Source organism: Corynebacterium sp. KPL1818, from assembly GCF_000478135.1.
Classification (GTDB): domain Bacteria; phylum Actinomycetota; class Actinomycetes; order Mycobacteriales; family Mycobacteriaceae; genus Corynebacterium; species Corynebacterium accolens.
Map to the genome: position 1 here is coordinate 487,168 of NZ_KI515758.1, position 23,146 is coordinate 510,313.

The 23,146-nt window shown below is 60.1% G+C and carries 19 protein-coding genes; all 19 read left to right on the plus strand.

Annotated elements, in window-relative coordinates:
• Positions 1–2 precede the first annotated feature (2 nt).
• Positions 3–596, plus strand: a complete 594-nt coding sequence (locus tag HMPREF1261_RS02210; RefSeq protein WP_023029817.1) for a CRISPR type aferr-associated protein csf3 — start codon at positions 3–5, stop codon at positions 594–596.
• Positions 587–1,384, plus strand: a complete 798-nt coding sequence (locus HMPREF1261_RS02215; protein ID WP_023029818.1) for a DNA adenine methylase — start codon at positions 587–589, stop codon at positions 1,382–1,384. Before HMPREF1261_RS02210 ends, HMPREF1261_RS02215 begins: the two co-directional genes overlap by 10 nt.
• Positions 1,378–2,334: a phosphoadenosine phosphosulfate reductase family protein gene (locus HMPREF1261_RS02220; RefSeq protein ID WP_023029819.1), complete on the plus strand. Its 957-nt coding sequence runs from the start codon at positions 1,378–1,380 to the stop codon at positions 2,332–2,334. The genes HMPREF1261_RS02215 and HMPREF1261_RS02220 overlap by 7 nt, the downstream gene beginning before the upstream one ends.
• 42 nt (positions 2,335–2,376) lie before the next feature.
• Positions 2,377–2,703, plus strand: coding sequence for a hypothetical protein (locus HMPREF1261_RS02225; protein ID WP_023029820.1), 327 nt, complete (start codon positions 2,377–2,379; stop codon positions 2,701–2,703).
• 54 nt (positions 2,704–2,757) lie between these two features.
• Positions 2,758–3,198, plus strand: coding sequence for a hypothetical protein (locus tag HMPREF1261_RS02230; RefSeq protein ID WP_023029821.1), 441 nt, complete (start codon positions 2,758–2,760; stop codon positions 3,196–3,198).
• Positions 3,176–4,459, plus strand: coding sequence for a PBSX family phage terminase large subunit (locus HMPREF1261_RS02235; protein WP_023029822.1), 1,284 nt, complete (start codon positions 3,176–3,178; stop codon positions 4,457–4,459). The genes HMPREF1261_RS02230 and HMPREF1261_RS02235 overlap by 23 nt, the downstream gene beginning before the upstream one ends.
• Positions 4,460–4,940: 481 nt before the next feature.
• Complete coding sequence (locus tag HMPREF1261_RS02240) at positions 4,941–6,530, plus strand: phage portal protein (RefSeq protein WP_023029823.1); 1,590 nt, start codon at positions 4,941–4,943, stop codon at positions 6,528–6,530.
• Positions 6,511–7,608 (plus strand): phage minor capsid protein, encoded by a 1,098-nt coding sequence (locus HMPREF1261_RS02245; RefSeq protein ID WP_023029824.1) that lies wholly within the window; start codon positions 6,511–6,513, stop codon positions 7,606–7,608. Before HMPREF1261_RS02240 ends, HMPREF1261_RS02245 begins: the two co-directional genes overlap by 20 nt.
• A gap of 94 nt (positions 7,609–7,702) precedes the next feature.
• Positions 7,703–8,434, plus strand: coding sequence for a hypothetical protein (locus tag HMPREF1261_RS02250; protein WP_023029825.1), 732 nt, complete (start codon positions 7,703–7,705; stop codon positions 8,432–8,434).
• A 12-nt stretch (positions 8,435–8,446) separates the two neighbouring features.
• Complete coding sequence (locus HMPREF1261_RS02255) at positions 8,447–9,364, plus strand: phage capsid protein (RefSeq protein WP_023029826.1); 918 nt, start codon at positions 8,447–8,449, stop codon at positions 9,362–9,364.
• A 240-nt stretch (positions 9,365–9,604) separates the two neighbouring features.
• Positions 9,605–10,042 (plus strand): hypothetical protein, encoded by a 438-nt coding sequence (locus tag HMPREF1261_RS02260; RefSeq protein WP_232207970.1) that lies wholly within the window; start codon positions 9,605–9,607, stop codon positions 10,040–10,042.
• Between the two features lie 2 nt (positions 10,043–10,044).
• On the plus strand, positions 10,045–10,398 hold the full coding sequence (locus HMPREF1261_RS02265; RefSeq protein ID WP_232207971.1) for a hypothetical protein: 354 nt from the start codon (positions 10,045–10,047) through the stop codon (positions 10,396–10,398).
• Positions 10,395–10,745, plus strand: coding sequence for a hypothetical protein (locus tag HMPREF1261_RS02270; protein WP_023029829.1), 351 nt, complete (start codon positions 10,395–10,397; stop codon positions 10,743–10,745). Before HMPREF1261_RS02265 ends, HMPREF1261_RS02270 begins: the two co-directional genes overlap by 4 nt.
• 5 nt (positions 10,746–10,750) lie before the next feature.
• Positions 10,751–11,224 carry a minor capsid protein gene (locus HMPREF1261_RS02275; RefSeq protein WP_023029830.1) on the plus strand — a complete coding sequence of 158 codons (474 nt, stop codon included), beginning with the start codon at positions 10,751–10,753 and terminating at the stop codon, positions 11,222–11,224.
• Positions 11,225–11,236: 12 nt separating this feature from the next.
• The gene (locus HMPREF1261_RS02280) at positions 11,237–11,917 is read left to right on the plus strand and encodes a phage tail tube protein (RefSeq protein WP_023029831.1); all 681 of its coding nucleotides are present in this window, start codon (positions 11,237–11,239) and stop codon (positions 11,915–11,917) included.
• A 162-nt stretch (positions 11,918–12,079) separates the two neighbouring features.
• Positions 12,080–12,490 (plus strand): hypothetical protein, encoded by a 411-nt coding sequence (locus tag HMPREF1261_RS02285; RefSeq protein WP_023029832.1) that lies wholly within the window; start codon positions 12,080–12,082, stop codon positions 12,488–12,490.
• A 441-nt stretch (positions 12,491–12,931) separates the two neighbouring features.
• Positions 12,932–19,696 (plus strand): tape measure protein, encoded by a 6,765-nt coding sequence (locus tag HMPREF1261_RS02290; RefSeq protein ID WP_023029833.1) that lies wholly within the window; start codon positions 12,932–12,934, stop codon positions 19,694–19,696.
• A 15-nt stretch (positions 19,697–19,711) separates the two neighbouring features.
• On the plus strand, positions 19,712–20,530 hold the full coding sequence (locus tag HMPREF1261_RS02295; protein ID WP_023029834.1) for a hypothetical protein: 819 nt from the start codon (positions 19,712–19,714) through the stop codon (positions 20,528–20,530).
• Positions 20,524–23,127 (plus strand): hypothetical protein, encoded by a 2,604-nt coding sequence (locus tag HMPREF1261_RS02300; RefSeq protein WP_023029835.1) that lies wholly within the window; start codon positions 20,524–20,526, stop codon positions 23,125–23,127. The genes HMPREF1261_RS02295 and HMPREF1261_RS02300 overlap by 7 nt, the downstream gene beginning before the upstream one ends.
• Positions 23,128–23,146: the final 19 nt, after the last annotated feature.

A 23,146-nucleotide genomic window follows, 5' to 3' on the forward strand; every position in this document is an offset into this window, starting at 1 on the left:
TCATGCACGCCACCATCACCGCACACCTCGACACCCCAGTAATAGGCGAGGTGGGAATGCTCGACGGGCCACTGGCCTGGGCCGCTTGGCAGCAAGCCGAAGCCGACGGAGACACCATTCCTACCATCACGGATAGCCATATCCACGACTTCGACCTAGGACTAGCCACCTGGCAACGCGGCGATTACTGGGGCTGGTGCACCTCCCGCCCGTACACCGATCCCGTACACCACACCAGTGTGGAGATACGCCGCCGCCCACCCACCGGGGCAATGGCCGCATACACCCAGGCCAAAGAGCACCACTCCGGCCTAGGCCCCATGAAAGCCCGCAACGTCATTCTCGCCGCCACATGGCACCACACCATCCAATGGAATGCCGACGTCGAAGACGAGGCCCGCGTCCGCCAACTCCTCGCACACATCACCCACCTAGGGGCGCGGCACCGCAACGGCCACGGCCACATTACCCGCTGGCACATCACCGCAGGCCCCGAAGACGGCTGGCAAGACCGCCCCCTACCTAACCCCCACGGCACCATGATGCGCACCCGCGCACCCTACTGGCACCCCACCGAAAGAACACCATGCGCATAAAACCACCTTTCCCATACCTAGGGTCAAAATCACGACTCGCCCCCAAAATCGTCAACCTACTACCAGACCACACCCACTACGTAGAACCCTACGCAGGCTCCCTCTCAGTCCTACTTGCCAAACCCCGCTCCGTCGCTGAAACGATCAACGACAGTGACCGAAACCTCATCAACCTGTGGCGCATCATCCGCGACCACCCCCAAGAACTCGCAGACAAACTCGCACTCACCCCACACTCACCAATCGAATACTACGGAGCTCTACGCGACCTCCCAGACACAGACGACCCCATCGAACAGGCACGCCGCACCCTCACCATCCTCACCCAAGGAGTAAGCCGCACCACCGAACACGGCGGAATGTGGGCACGCTACATCAACTACCAACCCAAAGGGATTAACCTTCCACGCCAACTAGACCGATTCACAGATCGCATCCTCCCCGTAGCGCAACGCCTCCACAGTGTCAGCATTGACTCCCGCCCCGCACTGGAAGCAATCACCATGTACGGGCGCGGCAAAAACGTCCTCCTCTACCTCGACCCGCCCTACCTGCCATCCACCCGCTCCGGCTCCTCATACCCCTACGACATGACCACCGAAGACCACGAAGAACTCCTAGCCACCATCACCAGCATCAAGGCCAAAGTGGTAATCAGCGGGTACGCGTCACGCCTCTACGACGAAGCACTAGACGGGTGGGAGCGGCACGAATTCGCCGCCCAAGCCCGCGGCATGGGCCCCAACAGCAGCCCCCGGACAGAGATTGTGTGGGTGAAACCATGCTAATCAGCAGTGACCGCCACACCCCACAAGATCTCCAAGCGTGGGAAAGCCTGGAGCGCTACGACCACCGCCTATACCCAGCGGCAGAAGCCAAAGCAGAACACGCCATTGAGGCGATCCGCAGATTCGCAGACACAGGCGACTGCTACCTCTCCACCTCCTGGGGAAAAGACTCCACCGTCCTAGTAGACCTCGCAGGGCGGGCAGGTGTGAATATCCCCATCGTCTCCCTCGTCAGCGACGGCTACGAACTACCCGGCACCGCCCAGGTGCGTGACATGATGCGAGAACGGCACCCGCACCTCGAATACCACGAACTAGTGCTCCCACCGCAACCAAACCGCTGGTGGGACACCACCACAGTGAAGCGCACAAAACACGACGCTGATATCGGGTGGAGACTCATTGAAAAGCGATTCGGCCCCCGCCACATCACCGGCATTAGGGCAGAAGAGTCACGCATCCGCACACTAGTACAGCACCGATTCGGTGATGCTACAGAGCGCACAGCCCGCCCTATTGGCACGTGGGCCGCAACGGATATTTTCGCCTACCTCGCAGGCCATAATCTTCCCGTGCACCCCGCCTACGCCATGTCGCATGGCGGCACACTTGACCGACGGTGGCTGAGAGTCCACGCACTCGGCGGGGTCACAGGTGCAGACAAGGGCCGCGCTGACTGGGAGGAATCCTACTTCGGGGATGTTATCCGTAGCTCACGGCTACGCGACACGCTAATGCAGGAGCTCCCGGGGAATCGTCATGATGCGCTATCCGCTTCGGTCATAGCAGCCCAGGCAGAAATACCCATTTCAGACGCACAGCAGGCTCTGGAATCACTACACAGACAAGCCCTGGCAGTCGGGAAAACCTACGCCGGACGCCAACGCTGGCACCGCACAGTCTCATGGCCGCCCGAACCAAAATGGATCAACCTAAATACCCACTCATAAGCAGCATCTGACCGCACCACCCCAACCGGCAGAATCACCACCATGACGCTGCAACAACACAACCCCGAAGAACTAGAGCTAATCCAAGCCCCCTACATGAAAGAAGCCCACATAAGAGGGGACTGGGCACACCACGCCGACAAAGCCATCAAACACCTCGCAGCAACCGGCAAACCCTTCACCACCGACACCATCCGCCAACACATTCCCGACGGCCTCACACCCAAGCACAACAACGCCTGGGGAGGCCTCCTAATCGCCTGGCGGAAACGAGGAGTGATACGACCAATCGGCTACCACCAAGCCGCACACAAACCCCGCCACGGTGGACTACAACGCATCTGGCAAGGCGACAAGAGCGCAACCTAAACAGCTTCCCCCAATACCACTGCCCAACCCGCACAAAAAAGGAGACTCCCGCACATGCCACCACGCAGAGGAATGACAAAAGAACGCGCCGAACGAGCCGCCAAAGTCGTCACCCTCCACGACGGCGGAGCCACCTTTGAAGTCATCGGCAAACAGCTCGGCATCAGCAAGACCCAGGCCCGCCTTGACTACGACAAGGCAATGGATGAGGCGAAGCCAGATGCGGCCCGAACCGTATTTGCTAAGCTCGACCGCCGGTACAACCGCCTCCACGCCGCCTACTGGAAGAAGGCACTCGACGGGGACATTAAGGCCGCCCGCCTCATCATCGACGTGAACACGAAGCTCGCCGCCTTGTGGGGTGTGGAGGGCGCCATCAAACTTGATGTGGAGGTCACCGGAGGTGAAGAATTCTCTTCCATGATCACCAACATTAGGCAGACCATTGCAGCGGAGGCGGAGGTCGCAGACTGTGACGACGAAGACCTCGCATAACTTCCGACTCTCCCGAAAGCAGATTGAAGCTATCGGGAAGTCCACCCACTCCCTCAACGTGTGGTACGGGAGCGTATCGTCTGGCAAAACCCTCGCGTGGCTCATGCTCATGCTGGGGGAGATTAAAGAAGCGGGTACCTCCGGCGCTATCGTCATCGCTGGGAAAACCCTCGACACGGTGTACCAGAACATCTTCCTCCCCCTGATGACGGAGCCGGTGTTTGCTACCGCAGCGCCGTACATCCATTACACGCGGCGTAACCCGACCGCGAAGATATTCGGGCGGGAAGTCCTCGTTATCGGTGTGAATGATAAGGGTGCGGAGGGCCGCATCCGTGGTGGCACGTTCCAGCTCCTCTTCTACGACGAGCTCACCTTATGCCCGCAGAATGTGTGGGAGATGATTTGGTCGCGTATGCGCGCCACCGGTAATCCGAAACCTCCACGCGTGTTCGCCACTACCAACCCGGCCACCCCGGCGCACTACCTCAAACGCGACTTCATTGATAAGCCCGGGGAGACGGATACTTATGCGCAGCTCTTCACGATGGAGGATAACCCGGGCCTGACGAGTGAATACCGGCAGCGTATGCGCGCCTCCTACAGTGGCCTCTTCTACCGCCGCATGATTCAAGGTGAGTGGGTCTCCGCCGAGGGTGCCGTGTTTGAGGCGTGGAATCCGGATACGATGGTCACCCCACGGCAGGAGGGCACGGTCTTGGCTGTGGGGGTGGACTACGGCACGAACCACCCCACCGCGGGCTACGCCCTCTCGATGACCGATGAGGGGTTACAGCTCACGCATGAATGGTCACCCCAAACCAACGGCCTCGGTGGGCGTACGCGCCTCACCGACATGGAACTGGCCGACAGTTTGGAGGAATGGTTGAGCCGCCTGCCGAACCAGCCGAGGGCCATCTACCTCGACCCCGCCGCCGCCTCATTCAAAGAGGAACTCCAGCGCCGTCGCCATACGGTCGCCGCCGCGAAAAATAAGGTCGTGGATGGCATCCGCACCGTGGACTCTTTGCTCACTAACGGGGTGCTTACAGTGGCGGAGGAATGCCCCCGCCTGATTGAGGAGATACCGGCCTACCGGTGGGATCCGCGAGCTACGGAGGGCGGTAAGGATGCGCCCGTTAAAGAAAATGACGACCATGTGGACGCCGCCCGGTATGCCGTGTTCTCTTCCCGACATTTCTGGCTCCGCCACGTGGGAAGCATGCGGAATGACCGCAACCCCACGGGTGCGATGATGTGAATCGCGGGCCACCAATAGAACCTGCCGTTGGTCTTTTAACGTGGTTGTGTTGTGGCCGCAAGCTGCCTATACCCGCGCCTCGGGGGTGATTATCCCTGGCTACCGGCCGGAGTAGATGCGGCGTTCACACTATCCCCATAGTGGCCCCTTGTTGGTTAGGGGTGAGACTTGGGTGAGTAGGGGAGTGGGTTGTCGCCTGATTGAGATGCCCCGAAGAAGCCCACTACCTCACCCCGCCGTGGGGTTACTGTTCAGTGGTGTGAGTGCTGTATGCCCGGGTCGGTTAAGGCCCCGTGGCGCACAAAAATGGGTATTCCGTCGTTTCCTGCATCTGGGGCGGAGGATGGCAGCTGCGGTAGGGGTTGGTTGGCCCGCGCCTAACCCGGGGGTTCCGACCGCAACCCTCATCGGCGGATAATGCCCAAAAGAAACCCCAGCGCACGCCCTGAAATCAACCTAATTTTGGGAGACAGAAACCCGCATGAGCATGCCCGAACCGAAGAGCCCCTGGCCGCCAAAAGACTACGAACCCGCCCTAGATTCCATCCGCCGCGATGACGCCATCCTCAACGGCCAACTCGAAGTCATTAACCAGCGGCGTTCCCGCCAGTACGGGCCGCAGCCATACCAGCACCGCAGCCAATTCAACGGCGGCATCGTCGGTAAAACCTCCCGCGCTTTCCTCGGCAGGCCCACAAGCGATAAAGGCAAGTCGCACCTCATCACGCACCACCTGCCGGTGGCGGAGGAGCTAACCACCGCCCTCGCTGATTACATGGCGGGCAAGCCACCGCAGGCTGAACTCGCGGCGGAGGATGAAGGCAATACGCGGGCTAAGGAAGCACTCGACCGGCTCGTAACCTCCGACGAGTTCGCCGCCCAATGGTGGAATGCGGTGTACAGCGCTGGCTCCCTCGGGTGGGTATTCGGCCGTGTCGTATGGAACCAGAAAGTGCAGCCGCACCCGTGGATTGAATGGATTGATGCTGATAATGCGATATGCCAGTTCGAGAATGGGCGTCAGTCCTCCATCCTCTTCTGGGACACCTTTACGGAGGGTAAGGATGATACGGTGTTCCGTCTCTTCCAGGAGCACACCCCGGGGCAGATTGAGTACCAGCTCTACGAGGGTACGGAGGATAACGTTGGCCGCCCCGTGGACTTCGAGGCGCATGAAGCTACGAAGCATCTTATGGATATTGGTCTTACCGACGGCACTATCCTCAAGACGGGGGCGGATGCCCCAACGGCGCACATGATGCCGAACTACCATCCGCAACGCCGGTGGCGGAACCATCCACTCCTCCGGTATTACTCCGCGTCGGACGTGTCACGCGGCGCACAAATCTTTGAGGATATTGACCACAACTGGTCACAATTACAGCATGAGGTGGAGGCCGCACGCGGGCGACTCTTCGTGGATGAAAACCTCCTCGACACCGAAGGGCCGGGCCGGGGCGAGTTCTTCGACTTCATGCGCGACGTATTCAAGACCAGGCCCAATGTCACTGCGGAGGACAAGCCCATCTTCGAGCAAGTCCAGTTCGATATGCGTGTGGAGCAGTACCTCACCCTGATTGACTCGGATATCCGCAAGGCCGTATCCGCCCTGGGATTGTCCCCGTTCACGGTGGATATGGATCCGCAAGCATCGGGGGATATGACGGCGACGGAGACGAAAGCACGCACGAAGCGGACGCGGGCCACCGCCGCTACCAAGTCGCGTATGGAGCGGGCGCACCTCTCCGCCATGCTCACCGCATACCTACAGCTGGATGCCGACCTCAACGGTTACGCACCGCCAACCCAACCCGTGCTGGTGGCCCTACCTGACCAGGTTGAGGTGAATGATAATGAGCTGATTAACGCCGCCGCCTCCTCCTACTCGGCGGGCATTATGTCCCTCGCCACCGCGGTGCGAAAGCAGCACCCGGAGTGGACGCCCGACCAGGTGGAAGATGAAGTAGCAGCTATCCGCGCTGACGAACGAGCGCGGAACGCATTCGACCCCCTAACCTTGGAGGCGGGCGACGCACCATTTAGCACGGGTGATGCTGGTGACGACGCCTAATGATGGGGATGCTGGGGCGCGCCGCCTCGTCGGCATGTATGAGGATGTTGAGCTGGTGCTACTCCTCGCTTTGCGTGATGCGATTAGTAAAGCGTTGGAGGCGGATACCCCGCAGGCGCGGCAACGCCAGCTGAATATCCTTTTGGATACGGTTGCGAAGCAGCTGAACCGTGTCGGGGGTTTGGTTGAGTCGCAGGCCGGGCGGGTTGCCGCCGATGAGTATGATGCGGCGATACGTGCCGTGTATGAGGAAGTCGGTGCGGAGCTACAGGCGGGGGGCGTTCGGCCTGACGTGTGGCGTGGTATCTCGTCGGAGACGGCGGCGGCGCTCCGCTCACAGCACGTGATGGTGGCCCGCGAGATTAGGGACGTGTACCGGCAAGTCATGATGGCTACCGTCAAGGCCGCCACGGTGGAGGGGATGGATCATCCCCGCGCCCTACAGGTAGCACTCAACCGGTTTGCCGATAAGGGAATAACCGGGTTTGTAGATAGGGGAGGCCGCCGGTGGAGTATCGACGTGTACGCGGATATGGCGGTGCGGACGATGCGGAACAATGTTCGGCAGAAGGGGCACTTGCGAGGCTATGAGGAGACGGGGGTGGAGTTGGTGCGTGCTTCATGGCACCCGGCGTCGGCTCCGCAGTGTTTCCCGTTTCAGAATGAGCTGCTGGCGATTAGTGGCCCGGCGGGGCCTCGTGTGATGGTAGACCCAGGCACGGGTCGTAACGTCACTGTGACGGTTAAGGCAACCCTCCGTGACGCTATCGCCGCCGGATATCACCACGTTAACTGTAAGCATCGTGATGTGGCGTACATCCCGGGCGATAAAACCCCCGAAGCGCCAGAGACCACACCGGAGGAGAATAAACGCCAATACGAGGCTACACAACGGCAACGGCAGATTGAGCGCACCATCCGCCGGTGGAGGAAGCGTGAAGCCGTCGCCCTCACCCCTAGTGAAGCGGCCCTCGCTAAGCGGAAGGTAAAGGACTGGCAGGCGGCGCAGCGCGAACACGTTAATTCGTACTCGTTCCTCTCACGCTTCTACCACCGCGAGCAACTCCGCACGAACTGACCGCACACACACCCGGGGCATACTCCCAATCGTGGAGCGGACAGGAGCCGTCCACGACGAACTCACAAGCACAGTTACGGGAGGACTCATCACAATGGCCGATGAACAGGCAACCAACACGACCTCAGACCAGCAGGCGGACACCACGGGGGAGGACACGACCAACACCCAGGAGGTGCAGGCCGAGGACACCACCCCACACGCCGAAGAAAACGACACCCAGGGCAGTAAGTCTGACCAGGGCGACTTCGATGTGGAAAAGGAACTCCGCAAGCTGCGTAATGAGGCCGCTGCACGCCGCACCAGCCTCCGTGATGAGGAGAAGAAGAACGCGGAACTATCCAGCAAGTACTCTGAACTCAACTCCAAGTTTGAGGAAATGCGCGGCTTCCTGGCAAAACTCTCCGGCGTTGAGGAGGAAGCAACCCCGGAGGAAGTCATCAACTCCTACAAGGAGAAATTGGAAGCCCAAGAGCAGGAGAACCGGCAGCTCCGTGAGACCACCGCACTGAATGCGGCGGTCTCCAAGGCTAAGGGTGACCCTGCCCTCATCATCCCGTACCTGCGAGGTTCCAACGCGCTTGCGAACCTCGACCCGTCCGCCGAAAACTACACCTCCCAGGTGGAGAAACTCGTTCAGGAGACGGTAGACGCTAACCCGAAGCTACGCGCCCAGGCGGCACCCGTATCCTCCGGTAACACGTCTAATCCGACCGATAACAGCGGCCCGAAAAAGTACACCGTTGACGACCTCGACGACATGAGCGCCGAGGAAATCTTCGAGTTGACTAAGCAGGGCAAGCTGGAACACCTCTACAAGAACTAGGAGACATAATCAATGTCCGTTGAGAATTTCATTCCTAAGCTCTGGGCACCAAGCCTGGAAGTCCCCTACCAGAAGTCCCTCATCTACGCGCAGCCGGAAATCGCCGACACTCGCTTCCAGGCCATGCTGCAGAACTCCGGCGATACCGTCCACATCAACACCATCGGCTCCGCCAACATCAAGGAGCACGACCGTACTCAAGACCTGGAGTACGACGATGTTGAAACCACCGACGTTAAGCTGGTGATGGATACCGAGCGCTACTACGGCTTCCGCGTCAACGACGTGGACGCTATCCAGGCCGCAGGTGACTTCCGTAACGCCGCCACTAGTGAGCATGGCTCCGCAATGGCTAACGAGGTGGACACCGACATTGCGAAGAAGCTCAAGGAGGGTGCGGGCAAGAAGCTGAACACCGTCCCCATCTTCGATGGTGCCGACTTCTACCGCCCGAACGACAACCAGATCACCGCGTGGGACGCTCTCCGCCGCATGGCGCTGGAGCTGAATAAGGTGTCCGCACCGACCTCCCCACGCTGGGTTGTTGTCGGCCCGAACTTTGGCTCCGCGCTTCTGGCTGACCGTCGTGTAACCCAGGCTCACGCCGCCGGTACCGACATCGTGGCCCGCAACGGCCTCATCTCCACCCTGCCGCAGCTGGGCTTGAACATTTACCAGTCCGTCAATGCGCCAACCACCGCGGGTAAGGAAACCATTATTGCTGGTGTTCAGGGCGCCCTGGCGTACGCCTCCCAGCTCCGCACACTGGAAGCATTCCGTGACCCGGATCGTTTCGGCGACATCGTGCGTGGCCTTATGGTGTCCGGTGCTGCCGTGGTTCGCCCGAAGGGTGTTGTCACCCTCGATGCGGACGTGAAGGAAGGCACCCTTGGTGGTGGCGGTGGTACTGCCGTCGACGCCGAGATGTAAGGCTTGTTTGAGCCTGCTATCGCCGCAGGGGTGAGGGGTGCTGCTGGCTGGAGTCCAGTAGGGCCGGTGCACTGACTTTCCTCTGTGAGTTTGGCGGGGAGGGAGAGATAATCATCACGTGCCGTTAGGTGACGCCACCAGACAGTGGCGTGGCGCGTATAGGTGATTATTTCCCCCTCCTCGCTTTTCTTGTATCTAGATGACAATAATCTTTTGGGAGGCCCGCTTATGCGGCTACAGATGAACTACATTGACAGAACAGAACTCCTCAACGATGCCGACACTGACCTCTATGAGGAGCTGGAGGATGCCCGCCTCGACCGTCTCATTAATTACGCTTCCATCCTCATGCGGCGGGCAACACGCGGCGCTATCTATGAGGTGGACGAGGCCGGGATGCCTACTAACCAGTTCGTGGTGGACGCGTTTAAATACGCGACGAGTGCGCAGATTCAAGCGTGGGTGGATGCTGACCTCCTTGACGAGTTGGAGACCGGCGGCGCTACAGCGGAGGCTATCGTATCCTCCTCCACTAACAACGGCTCTTCCATTACGCTGGACTATTCAGAGGCCACCGAGGCTCGGTCGCTGCTCCTCAATGGTGGTCTGGCGTTGGGGGCGCAGTTGATTCTGGATGATGCGGGCCTCCTCTCCGGCAAACCATGGCTGGCGGTGTAAGCATGAGCAGGCGCAGCAAAACCAGTGATACGCTCCGTGACCTCTGGTTCCGGCATGAGGTTCAGTTACAGGGGGAGGAAATCCGCACCATGCGTGGCACCACATTCAAGCCGGGGGAGACGGTGAAAGCATCCATCAACATGGAATCGCACCGCGCCCTTAATCAGCACGGGGAAGAGGTATTAGCCGCCGGTACCATCAACTGGGATGTGGACGGGCCGCTACCCGAGCCGGGGGATGTGCTCACCCTGCCGGATGATTTCGGGGCGAAACCCCAACGCAAAGTGGTGAGCGCACGCCGCGCCTACTCCGGCACAGGCCTCACCCCCGACCACGTGGAGGTGACGATCGTATGACTCTCCGCTGGAAAGGCGACGCGGTAAAGAAGCAGATTCAAGCCGGGGCGCAGCGCGGTGTTACTTCGGCGGCGCAGGTAGTGGAGGCCGCAGCCGTACCACTCACCCCGCTGGGCGAGACGGGTAACCTCCGCCAATCCGCCAGCACAATACCCGCCCAATCATCCGGTAGTGAGGTGGCAGGTGGTGTCCGGTATGGGGGACTGCCGTACATCCGCCGTCAGCATGAGGAGACCGGCTGGAATCACCCGAGGGCCGGGCAAGCCAAATATTTGGAGACAGCGAAGAATGAGAATGCGGACAGGGTTGCGCAGGTAATCCGGAACCACATCAAGGGAGGAATCTAAACCCAATGGCCGAGTTTCATCAAGACAATACGCGGCGGGCCTCGTACCGGCAGACCGTGGTCTACGACATCGCCGAGTACCTCGCTGACTGTGGGGTATGCGCCCGACCCGGTGTAAACCAGCGTGAGGTGAATGGTGTACCGGCGGTGTTTGCGTACCGGCTGGAGGATAACCCAGACCGCGCCCTCACCATCTTCAACATCATCATTGATGAGAGCGTGTCCGACTCCAACCCAAACCTTCGCTTTAGTCTCGCGTTCCGTGGCGCACCCCGCGACCACAACACCCCGCTCGATGATGCCGCCGAGGCTTACAAGCACCTCCACGACCTCACGGATATTGACCTGACCGCACACACGCGACTCCTATCCTGCAGGAGGATCATCAATGATCCACCACTACTGGACAGCAATGATCGCTGGCACGCCGTAGACACCTACTCGGCCACGCTGGCAGCACCCAATCCGACCGACTCTTAGGAGCGCACAGCAATGGCTAACACCAAGTTCGCGACTGCTCCCAACTCGTGCGAGCTGAATAAGCAGCTCAACCGAGGCTGGGCACTACAAGTCAAGCCCGTAGGTGCCGACTCGGCAGAATACAAGTTTGTTCGCGGCGTCACCTCCCTCTCCCCAAACATCGAAACCCAGACCGTTGATGCATCCGACATTGACTCCAACGGCTGGACATCCGAGGAAAAGACCTCCCGTTCCCTGACCGTCTCGGTTGAGGGCCAGTTCGCCCGCAAGGGTGACCTCGACCTCCTCACCGAGGATCAGCAGCTCCTCAAGGCTACTGGCGAGGAACTCGGCGCAGACGGCAAGGTTGACTTCCGTGTATGGCGCACCGACATTGATGAGGGCTGGGAGGGCACCGCTACTAACAGCTTCACCTCCGGCTCTGGCGGCGCTAACGACCTCCGTACGTTCACCTCCGACTTGAAGTCCTCGTGTGAGCCGACCCGTATTCACTCCGTGAAGAAGGGTTCGGAGCGTAAGGCGTCCGAGCCGGTGGATGTGGAGGAACTCCTGAAGATTATTCACCCGCAGGGCGTGCCGAACGTCTCCACCGGTGATGAGGAAGAGGAGTCCGCGGGTTCCATTGATGATTCTCGCGGTGAGGAAGAGGCCGGTTCCGAGGGGGATACCGACTCCGAATCCCTGGCCGCCTAGTCACGTAATACGCCCCATTGGGGGTTCGTAGTCACAGGGCAAAGGCCCGCACGAGGAAACACCATCCTTGTGCGGGCCTTTACTCATACCCCTGACCGCAGTCCACCAGGCGGCAGACTTAATCCCCGTACACGACAACCAACCATTTGGGAGGCAACCCGCATGACCGACTTCGGACAACTCGACGAACAGCTCGACGAGTACGACATCGCATTCACCTTCAAGGGCGAGGACTACAAGGTCACCCCAACGGCGGAGCAAGTCCTAGAGTTCCACCGTGACTACTACAACGCCCGCAAGGCAGATGAGGATTCCGGCATGGGCGTGTGGAAGCGCGTAGCGCCGCTCCTCGGCTCCAAGTTCAACCCCAAGACCGCGAAGATTAGTGGCGGCATCCTCGAACAAATCATGGAGGCTGGGGCCACCTATAGCCAGCTGGAGCGCCTCGTATCCGCCGTGCACTTCAAGTACGTGCAGGGTGATGACCTGGCTAAGGCGTATTTTGAGACTGGCGAGCTGGGAAAAGCAGTGGATATTCTCAAGCAGAAGAGGAACGACTCCCAGCAAGACTAGATGATCCTGAGGGGTGCTGGCGTGACCAGTGGGATAGGCTACGCCGCGACCCCGACGGGTGGGCATACGCCGAAGATAGTGACCTCTGGTACAACCCCTACGCGGGGGCCTACTCGGAGAACGATCCCGGCGGCGGCCCGCCAGACCTCTACATCCTAGAAACATTTGGGGAGTATGTTCGCGAGTGGTGGGCGGAGCAAATCCAGCCTAAACCCGATGTGGACGAATCCCTACTCACATGGCCGTCTTTACTCTCCAGGTGGGATGATATAGAGACGGACTTCCAGCACTTTTTTAGCATCGATTTTGGATCAGGCGTTCTATCCGACCGCAGGTGGCGCTGGTTCAGAATACGGTTAGTACGCCTCCTAAGCGAAGACACCGCGCTTGCTCGCGGGTTGGGGCTGCGGAAAACACCAACGCTAAAAAAGGAGCATTAGCATGGCTGCGCTTGACCTCGGAGATCTCGGATTCACAATCACCGTAGACACTGGCGACTTCGACCGCCAGATTAGTCAGGTTGAGCAGAAAGCCCGGCAGGCTGACAAATCATTCGAACGCCTATCCCGAAAGACCATTGCCCCGAAGTCTGATACGGGCGGGGTGGAGAAGCTGGAGCGCTCCACACGCAAGGCAGATAGTGCGCTAGATAAGACCTCGAAGAAGAAGGTCGCCCCACAGGCAGATACGTCGGGCGTGGATAAGATTCAATCCTCCACCGCCGCCGCTTCCTCCGAGCTGGATAAGGTAGCAAATAAGCGCGTGTCGCCTCGTGCGGACTCCGCGCCTCTGGAGCGGGCCGCAGGGGCGGCTAAGGAGGCCTCCTCCAGCCTTGACCAGACTGCCGCCTCCGTATCCCGTGTGGGCGGTGAGTTTGATTCCGCCGGGGCATCCACGGATACGTTCTCCTCCAAGCTGCGAAATAATGTCGGCAAGCTTGGTGGTTTTGCCGCCGGTATTGCTGGTGTGGCGGGCGCCGCACAGGTCATGCAGAACGGCTTCTCTAAGGTCACCTCCATTGAGGATACGACCAAGGCCCTGGGCGTGATGATGGGGTCGGCTGATGAGGCCTCCGTCTACATGGATAAGCTCGTCGAGTCGAACATGCGCTCCACCTATTCGTTCGACGCGTGGGCTAACGCGGGTAAGACCCTCGTCGCCTTTGGTATTGAAGCGGAGCAGGCTAATCAAACCGTCACCGCCTTGGGTGAGGCCGCCGCCGCCACAGGCAAGGGTGAGGAAGCCCTCCTCAACATGTCGGATGCCTTCGGTCAGGCCGCCGCCTCCGGCAAAATCTCGATGGAGACCCTAAACCGCCTCGCCGATGGTGGTGTTCAGGGCCTCGCTATCCTCGCAAACCACTTCGGTGTCACCACCGAGGAAATGCAGAAGATGGTCTCCACCGGCGCGGTGCCAGCAGAGGAGGGAATTAAGGCCCTCACGGACGGCATCATTAACGGTTCGGAGGGCGCCGCGGGTTCCGTGCAGTCCCTCTCCGGCGTTATGGGTGAGATGGCGGAGACCACCTCAGGCACCCTGAAAAATATGGGTGCGGAGCTAAACAACACAGCCGCCGCCGTGTTCGAAAAGCTATCCCCTGCGATTAAGGCCGGTGCAGAGAAAGTCCGCGTGTCCGCCCAGGGCATGACCCGGTGGATTAAGGATATTGACGTGTCGCCCATCGTATCGATGGGTGAAGCTGTGATGAACCTGCCTGACCCGATTAAGGATGCGACTAAGGCCATTGTGGCGTTGAAGGTTGCGCAGGCGGCGCTTAACACCACGATGGGGCAAAATGCCGCTGGAAAAATGACGGCGTTCAAAACCGCCGTTGTGGACACTGGCAAGGGCGTCCGAGACCTCAAGACCTACTACCGTGCCACGGGCCGGGAAATCTCCACGTTCACTGCCGCTACTCAGCTCGCGGCGACTAGCCAGAACTCCGCCTTGGCGGGCATGGGTGTCGCCTATAATAATGCGGCTAATAGTGGTAAGAAATTTGCTCGGTCTACCGGCGTAGTTAAGGCCGGTATGTCCGGCATTAAGAGCGCCGCCGGTGGTGTGGTAGACGCTTTAGGCGGCCCGTGGATGATTGCTATGGGCGCAGCCGCCTTTGCCGTCACTGAAATTGTCGGCGCTTCGAAGCGTGCTAGTGATGCGCAGGCGAAGTTTACTGAGACTACCGGCGAAGCAGATTCGGCGCTCCTACGTCTCAACGCTAGTTTGGCTGGCACTAAGGGCGCTTTGAATGACCTACAGATGGAGGATCTGGGGAAGGTCGCCCAAGGCGCGGTGGCTGATATTGAGCGCGTCGGGCAATCCCTAGATGGGTTCTTCGCCAAGCTGGATAAAAACCAGTTAGGTCTTTCCCCTGACGAATTAGCTGGCATGAATACCATGCAGATCAATCACGAACTGCAGGTGATGGGCGACTCTTTCGACATGATCAAGGGGAAGCTGGAGGATAATGGCCATGCGTGGGATGATTTGGGCCGTATCGTCGCTGAGGGTGGCAGCGAATACCAGCAGATGCTTAGTGAGCTGGAGAATACCGGCGGGAGTTTCTGGAATAACAACGAAGAAGCAGGCCGGGTCGCTGCGGATAGGCTCCGGGAGGCCCGCGAAAAGGCCTTAGAGGCGGCGGAGGCCGCCCGTGACCTTGACCCGGCTGCCGCGCAAGCCGCTGCTGGTATCAGCACCCTAGCGGACTCATCCGCCTCCGCTGAGGATAAACTTTCTGCCCTGAAATCGACCATGCAGGCTATGGGCCTCATGGCGCAGACCGCCGACCAAGCCAACATGGAGGCAGCCCAGCACATTGAAGAGTTGGGCCAGAAGATGGAGGGTATCGCCAAGGCCGAGTTCGGGTTGGGCGAGTCCCTTTTCAATGGGGAGAAGCTGGACTACACGAACCAGAACGCCCGCGCCCTTTCGGACACGCTGGGCGATATGTCGAACCAGCTGATGAATGTTGCCACCAGTGGTGGTGACATTAGTGGCATTTGGGAGCAGATGTCACCCCAGCTGGATAATCTGCGTGAGCAGATGGGGCTGACTGGTGCCGAGTTTGATGAGCAGTGGAGCCACGTCCTTGAATCTTATGGCCTCGCCCCCGAGGTTATCCGCACGCTAGTGGAGCTGGATGGTGCTAGTGAAGCGGTGCAGTCCCTGGGGAATATTTGGACGGCGCTGTACCCGCTGGAGGAGGGCACTAAGGTTCGGGTTGACCCGCCGGACGGTGATGTTCTCAAGGCGATGGACGAACTCGGCATTAAATACGAAGAGATTAAGAATGATGCCGGTGAAGTAATCCAGTACGATATCACCGCCCCTAATGACAAGGTTATGGGCGATTTGGAGTCCATCACCGCGAAGATGGCCGAGATTGATGATGAATCCATCACGATTGAGACCATCATGGATACCACCCCGCTGGAGTTCGGGGCGGATGAAGCACGGGCGATTGTCGACCAGCTGGATATTCAGGAAGCATCTCCGACGGCGCAGCTACTCATTGACCAGCTCCTCGCCAATGGTGAGATCGCCCGGGGTGATTTGGAGTACCTGAACCAGCAGTCCCCAACGCCGGTCGCAGGTTTGGATAAGCTCCTTCTCGACGCGGGCGTGGCCGATGCTCACAGCCAGCTGAATGATGTGGATAATCACAGCACCAACTCGAAGATGAAGGGCGATAACTCCGACGTCATCAGCAAGGGTAATGCTGTTATTAACCTCCTGAACAGCATTAATCCCGTAAAACAGATCACCTTCGTTGGTAAGAAGATTGGCGAGTGGTTCGGCCATGAGCATGGCGGCCGTGTCGGTGTACCCGCCTTTGCGGAGGGTGGGGAGATCCCCGCGCTTGCCGCCGGTGGATACCCCGGGGTGCGAAGCGTTGGCCGGGACTCCGGCTACAAGCTCCCACGAAGCGGCCCCGGTACCGAGCAGGTAGACGGCTTCCTCGGCGTGAATGGTATGGGGCAGGCGGTGGCCCGCGTCAACGCTGGCGAGTGGGTCATCAATAATAACTCCTCCGACCGGTATCACCACACCCTGCAGGGCATCAATACGAACAACCCGCGGATGATTCTGGCGGGCCTCGCGGCGGAACTCCCCGCCCTCGCCGACGGTGGCCGCACTAAGTCCGCCGACGTGATTGAGCAGCTACAGCCCTACAACAATGGGCCGTACGTGATGGGTGGATTCTCCCCATCCTCTATGGACTGTTCTGGCGCGGTGTCCGCCGTCGTAAACACGTGGCTGGGCTTGAACCCATTCGATTCCCGCATGTCCACCGTCACCGAGGGGTCGTGGCTTGCCGCAAAGGGCTTCGAGAACGGGCGCGGTAACGGCAATGAGCTGGTTGTTGGCTGGTACGACTATGGCGGAGGTGCGAACGGTCACACCGCCCTCATGCTGCCTGACGGCACCTACATTGAATCCGGCGGAAACACTGGCCAAGGCTTCACCATTGGTGGTGCCGCAGGCCCACTCGATGGGCGCGGCTTCACAAACTTCATGTACCTGCCTAACTCCGGTGATGAGGAGGCAGGCCCCACGGGAGACGGTGGCGTCACCATCAACGGTAACGGCACCGATTTGGATATCGGTGACTTCGGTGGCGGGGCCTCCGGCGGTGGTGGTGGGGCTAAGCGCGCCTCCCACTCCAACATCTCCGCCCCAACGGCGGGGAGCATGTTCGACGCGCCCGGCCTGGCATCCAACCGACCCGGCGCAACCATCGGTAGCGGTGTACCGGCGGCTCAAAAGAACCAGGCGTACGCCCTCGCCGAGCAGGCAGGCATCCCTAAGTGGCAGGTGGATAATGCCCTGAACTTCGCCAATCCATTCGTGGGGCAGAACTCCTACCGTGACACGATGGGGGAGCCAGCGGCACAGCAGATCCTCTCCGTCGCGAAGCAGCTAGAGGATGCCATTGGGCAGGGCGGTATTGAAGCCCAGGTGGCCGCCGCGCTTGATGTCAAAACCCCGAACTGGGACGTGTGGTTGCGCGTCAATGATGAAACTATTGATGCGTTCAACCAGCTGGGGGAGGCGCAGGCCGACCGTAAGAACGCATCGATGGATATCACGGAGGCGGAGGAGAAACTCGCCGACCTCCGTAAGCGCGCCGTAGAGTCCGACGAGGAAGCAACGGATAAGCTCGCCGAGGCCTACAAGAACCTCGATAAGGCCAAGGAGAAGGACATCTCCCGTTCCTACACGCAGGAGCGGAAGAATGAGGATATTGAGAAGGCGGAGAAGAAGATCCGCGAACTCAAGGAGAAGAGTTCTGATAATGAGGTTAAGGCGGCGCAGCAGATTGCGGAGGCCGAGCAGGAGCTAACCGAAGCCCGCGAGGCGGAAGAGAAGGCCATCCGTGAGCTGGAACAAGCGCAGATTAAATACAATACTGCGCTGGTGATGGCACCGATTAAGGCCGTCGCCTCCCTCACTGACCACATCGCCGACGGTTTAGGCACCGTCGCGGACACCCTCGGCCTCATGGCCGAGAACATGGATCGGGCAAACGCGGTTGCGGACGCCCGCCAGCAGTCCGAACTGGATAACATCAACGCACAGAAATCCGCGATGGATGCGGCCCAAGCATTACGTGAGCTGGAGCGGGAGGGTGCTAATGCCCGCCATGCGGAGGTGCTGGCGCAGCAGCAGGCCGAGTTCGACCTCGCCATGGCCCGGCATGACCATAATGCGGAGTACGCAGACCTTGAGGTGAATCTTGCTGATATCCGCACTAAGGGCATCCTCGACGTGTCCCAGCGGGCGCTGGATACTGACCGGCTGGCGATGCTCTCCGCATCGAGCGTGGCGGTGGCAGAGAAGCAACTGGAGCTGACGCGTGCCGAGGCGGCGCAGAATGAATGGAAGCGCCGCATCCAGATGGAGGAGGCCACCTTTGAGCTGAATTACCAGCAGGAGATGGCCCGCATCCAGAATGAGCGTCTTAAGGTGGCGACGCAGGAGATGGCGAACGCCGCAGCAGAAGCCGCGAATATGCTGGGCGTGTCCGCCTCCGCTTTGGCTCGGGAGCAGCAGGGTAAGCAAAAGCAGGCTAAGGGTGCGGCTGGAATTATTGGTGGTTTGGCACAGCTTGCTGGTGCTGGTGCTATGGCCGCCGCCACGGGCGGGGCTGCACTCCCTGCCGCCATGGGGCTGGGTATCGCTGGCTTCAAGGCGCTGGTTGAGGGTAGTACCAGTGTGGCCGAGGGCCGTGCGCAGGAGAAGGCCTACAAGGATCAGGCGCGGGAGGAGTACAACAAGCTCTCCCCGGATGATAAGCGTCGCGTTGATGCCGCCCGCGGTGGTCTCGTGGCGGGTGCTTTGGCTGGCGGTGCCGTGGGCATGGCTGGCGGCACGATGGAGGATGTCGGCAACATGTTCGACGCCACCTCCGGCGCGTTTAATCTCCCGCTGTACAAGAAACAGATGGAGAACAAGTACGGTGCCGAGGCGGCGGAGTTAATGACGGCTAAGGCCAAGGCGGAACTCGACCGGCAGCAGCGGAAGGCCGAGATTGAGCGGGCGCGGAAGCAGTTCGACCTCAAGCAGGAAACCAACCCGCAGGCCGACATGCTCGCGGAGATGCGCGATACCCTACAACGCCAGCTGGATGAGTTGCAGCAGGAGAATAAGCAGCTCGCAGGGGTGAATGACAAGCTCGACCGTGGCAACAAGTCGGTGCTCATGTCCATTGGCGGTTCCGGTTGGGGCGCTGATTCCTCGGAAGGCATGATGCTTTCGCAGCGTGAGCGCGGCTTCGGTGAGATTAGCCGCGAGGACGTTGGGGCATGGTCGTCACTCAATGTTGAGAACGGGTGGAACGCTAACGCCCTCATGCGCCCGATTGTGGACAGTATGGCCGATACGGCGGCGGACGCGGCAGCGGCTGGGCGTGGCCTTATTGAGGGCCTGCCGGAGACTGTCGCGGATGGCCTCTACGCCAAGCAGCTTGGTGGCTCGGATGTGGTGCCGGGTGCGCTGAATGCGGCGCAGCGCTCCAGCATGGCGAGCGAGGAGGCCCGCCGCCAGGCCGCCTATCGTGATGCGGCCAACCGCGTGTTCGAAAGCATGGGCGGTGGCGACACCACCAATATCGACACGCAGTTCACAGGTGCGGTGACGGTCAATGCCCAGCTGGAGGACAAGGTCATGGCCGGGCTGTCGAGCATGGTTAAACAACGTTAAATAAGGAGCTTATTTATGAGCCGCGTATGGGATAAGAAATTTCGCCTCACCTTGTGGGGTGTGGATGGTGAGCCGGTGGCGCTATCCCGCCCGGGGCGGAGGCGTGAGGGCATCTTCTTAGAGGATGTGCCGGAGGGCCTGTCCGGGTTCGGGAAGAACCATATTTGGGATGATGCCGCCGGTGTATGGCGGGGCATGCGGACGGATACGAACAGTATCAAGCTGGATGTGCTGGTGAAGTCCCGTGATGTGCGCGGTACGCTCGACCGGTTCCTCACAAGCTTGGGTGACGGGTCGAAGCCCCTCGGCCTCTCGGTCACCTCGGCGGAACATGGCTACCGATGGCTACGGGTGCGACCGTCGGATGTCTCAAGGGTGAAGTGGTTTCAATCCCCCGGCGGTGCGCGGTTCGCTAAGGTCGCGGTGCAGCTGGAGCTAGTAGGGAACACCAGCCGCCGGTTCACCGACCGGATAGAACTCGACTCCAATAGTGAGTTCGGCAAGGTCTCATTCCGCATCGACGGCGACCAGGATGTGTGTCCGAAATTCACCATCACCGGCCAGCATGAGGGCGTGAAGCTCCGCCTGACCGCTGCCGATGAATGGCAAGAATTACCTCATACCGCCGAGGGCTGGGCCATTGACTCGCACCCCCAACGCCGTCACGTCACCGACCGATCTGGCAAACCAGACTTTAGTATGGTCGTGCCATTCTGGCCGATGCCGGTAGAGAACCGGAATCACGTAGGGGAGGTGGAGGTGCAGGCGACCCGCCCCGGTGATGATTTTAAGCTGACCATCGAGTGGATACCGGAGTTTAGTCGAGCATGGTAGTGAAGCACACCCCTCGTCATGAGCAGATTGATTCCCGCGTGTGGGATCCGTTTATGTCGAGGTGGTGGCCGCTTGCCCCGTGGCGGGAGGTGAGCCTGCAGGCGCGGGCGGACTGGACTGTGGATACGGGGCGGGTGACGCTCGGGGCGGATCACCCGCAGCTTGGTTTACTCCGCCGCTGTCGGCACATTCCCGTACCAATCACATTCACCATCAACGGTGTTCACTGGGATGGGTATGTGGAGTCGGTAGAGACTGGGCAGAATGACGATGGTACGCAGTACGCGCAGGTGAATCTATGGTCGGAGCACAAGCACTTCCACCGCATGTTGGCGCGCTCGACGGTGACGTCGGCGGCGGACTCCTCGGCGGATACGGTGAACACTCACATTGGTGAGCTCACACATCGGCTGGTGTCGAGCGGGGCGGTTCGTACCGGCCTCCCAACCTACGTGCTGGTGGAGTCGGAGGGTGACCCGGTTGAGGTGGAGGTGCGCACCGAGGATTACGTAGCCGACGTGCTGGATAATCCACTATCGGGGTCGGATTCGTTTGTGGAGGTGCGGAAGCTCCTACCGGGGCAGGAAGTCCCAGGCCGTGGGGTGGCGAAATTCTACACGGGTGTGATGGAGCGCCGTTGGGCGCAGAAGCAATTGACGCGGGGGATGTGGCCTAACGCTACGGCGGGGCCGCGTATCGTCGGCGCGGAGCTAGAGATGGAATCCCCGTCAATGCCGGATAACTCCTGGCATGGTGAGGGGCAACTACAGGATGGCGCCGTATTAGGGGAACCAAAGTCGGGTATTTGCTGGCTGCCGTTTGAAACCTTAGTAGAGCGCCCTATCGGGTATTACGACAAGCTCGACCCGGCGGAAGTATTCGTCACCAGTCGTGAGGAGGTGCGTGGCGGGCCGGGTGCCCGTGCTCACCGCCCGCACTTCGTAACCCACTGGGGGAAGGGCACTTTTGAGGATGGGCGTGTGGGCAAGCTGGAGGCGTGTGCCGAGGCAGGATTGCTACGCACCCCGGAGGGGGAGAAGCTCCAATCCACCGCAGCCGCATACGCCTACATCAACGAGGGTGAGGCCTACGCATGGAAAGAAGGCGTGGAGTGGGTACTAGCTACCCCAGTCGCTTTCGAGGCTGATAATGCCCACTACCGGGCCGAGGGAGACCAGCAGCGGCAGGTTCCTGGCACGCTCGTATGGCAGCATCAAGGCCGTGACCGGCGGGGTGTCGTATTCTCATCCGCCCCCGGCGGTGGGCTAAGAAAGTGGTCGACGACGGAGACGGGGCCGGATGGGGCCATGCTCATCGGTGGTGGGCAGCTGGATGCGCAGACTATCGCCGCCCTAGAGTCCGGCGTGCTGCAGCCTAAGGGCACCGTGGGGAGGATGGATGCGGAATCCGCCTCCGCCTATCTGCCTACCTCCTCCGGTTTCCCTAGTGAGGTGGAGAAGCTGGATATTGATGTGCAGCCTCACGCCACGATTGATGGCACCGAGGTGTCATTCAGTAAGGCGGGCGGGCGTGTAAACATCGCTCAGGCAGGCCCGTTCTTCCTCCGCGAAAAGTACATGAACCTTTCCTCGACCGGTGGTACGAATCCGACGGCGGAGATAGCCCGCGAGTGGGCGCGCTCCCAAGGGACCACCGCGATGAGTCTCGCCCCCGGCCATCATCAAACCGTTGTCTTTGGTGATGATGTGACCCTGCCGGATGGGCGTGTAGTGCCGGGTTGGAAGCCGGGCGATCGTGTGAGTTTCGTGGATAAGGACACTCGCGTATCGGAGGTCATAATGGGCTACACGCTTAAATCTTCCTCCACATCGGTGCTTGAGGTGGAACCCATTCTCGGTCGTGAAGAGAACGGCGTCATGGCTTCACTGGAGCGGAAGATGCAGGCGCAGGAGAAAGCGGGTCGTAAGGCACTCCTCGCCCCCTCCCGCAAGGTGCCTAAGGGTGCGGTGAAAGCGATCGTGGATGATTCCGCTAAGCCCCTACAGGAGTCGATGGGTGACCTATCTGCGGAGATTGCTAAGACCGTAAAGCAGGCGGACTTCTCTCAGTATGATGCGCAGCTCCAAGCCCGCCTATGGGGCCATCAGGGTGAGTTCAACTCCATCACGAACGAGTTCCGGTTGAAGCAGGAGCAGATTAATGAGGCGAACGTCAAGATTCAGGAAGTCCTCGCGGAAAACATCGCCTTAAACCGGAAGCTTGCGGAGGCGAACCAGCGCACCTCGCAGGCCAATAGGCGGGCCGATGAGGCCCTGCAGTATGCGCAGGAGTCCATGTCTCGGGATATGACTCGTATGCTGTATGCGGCGAAAGAGCAGGCGGTGTGGGATTCTCATATCCGTATCGATATGCCCCGGTTCAGTCGCACGCTCAAGATTGAGGGCAAGGGGACTTGGTCCGGGTCGGTTATCGCGTCCGTGCAATACGATAATGGCGCGCTTTACCGTGAGGAGCTGACGATGTTTAACGGCCGAGTTCTGGAGGTCAAATTGCCGCTAGGCTCGGTGAATAATGCGATGGTGATGTACCAGATTCACACCGGCGGAGGATACGGCGGCGGCTCCTCCAATAACTAACCGCAAGCGCGTTTGGCTC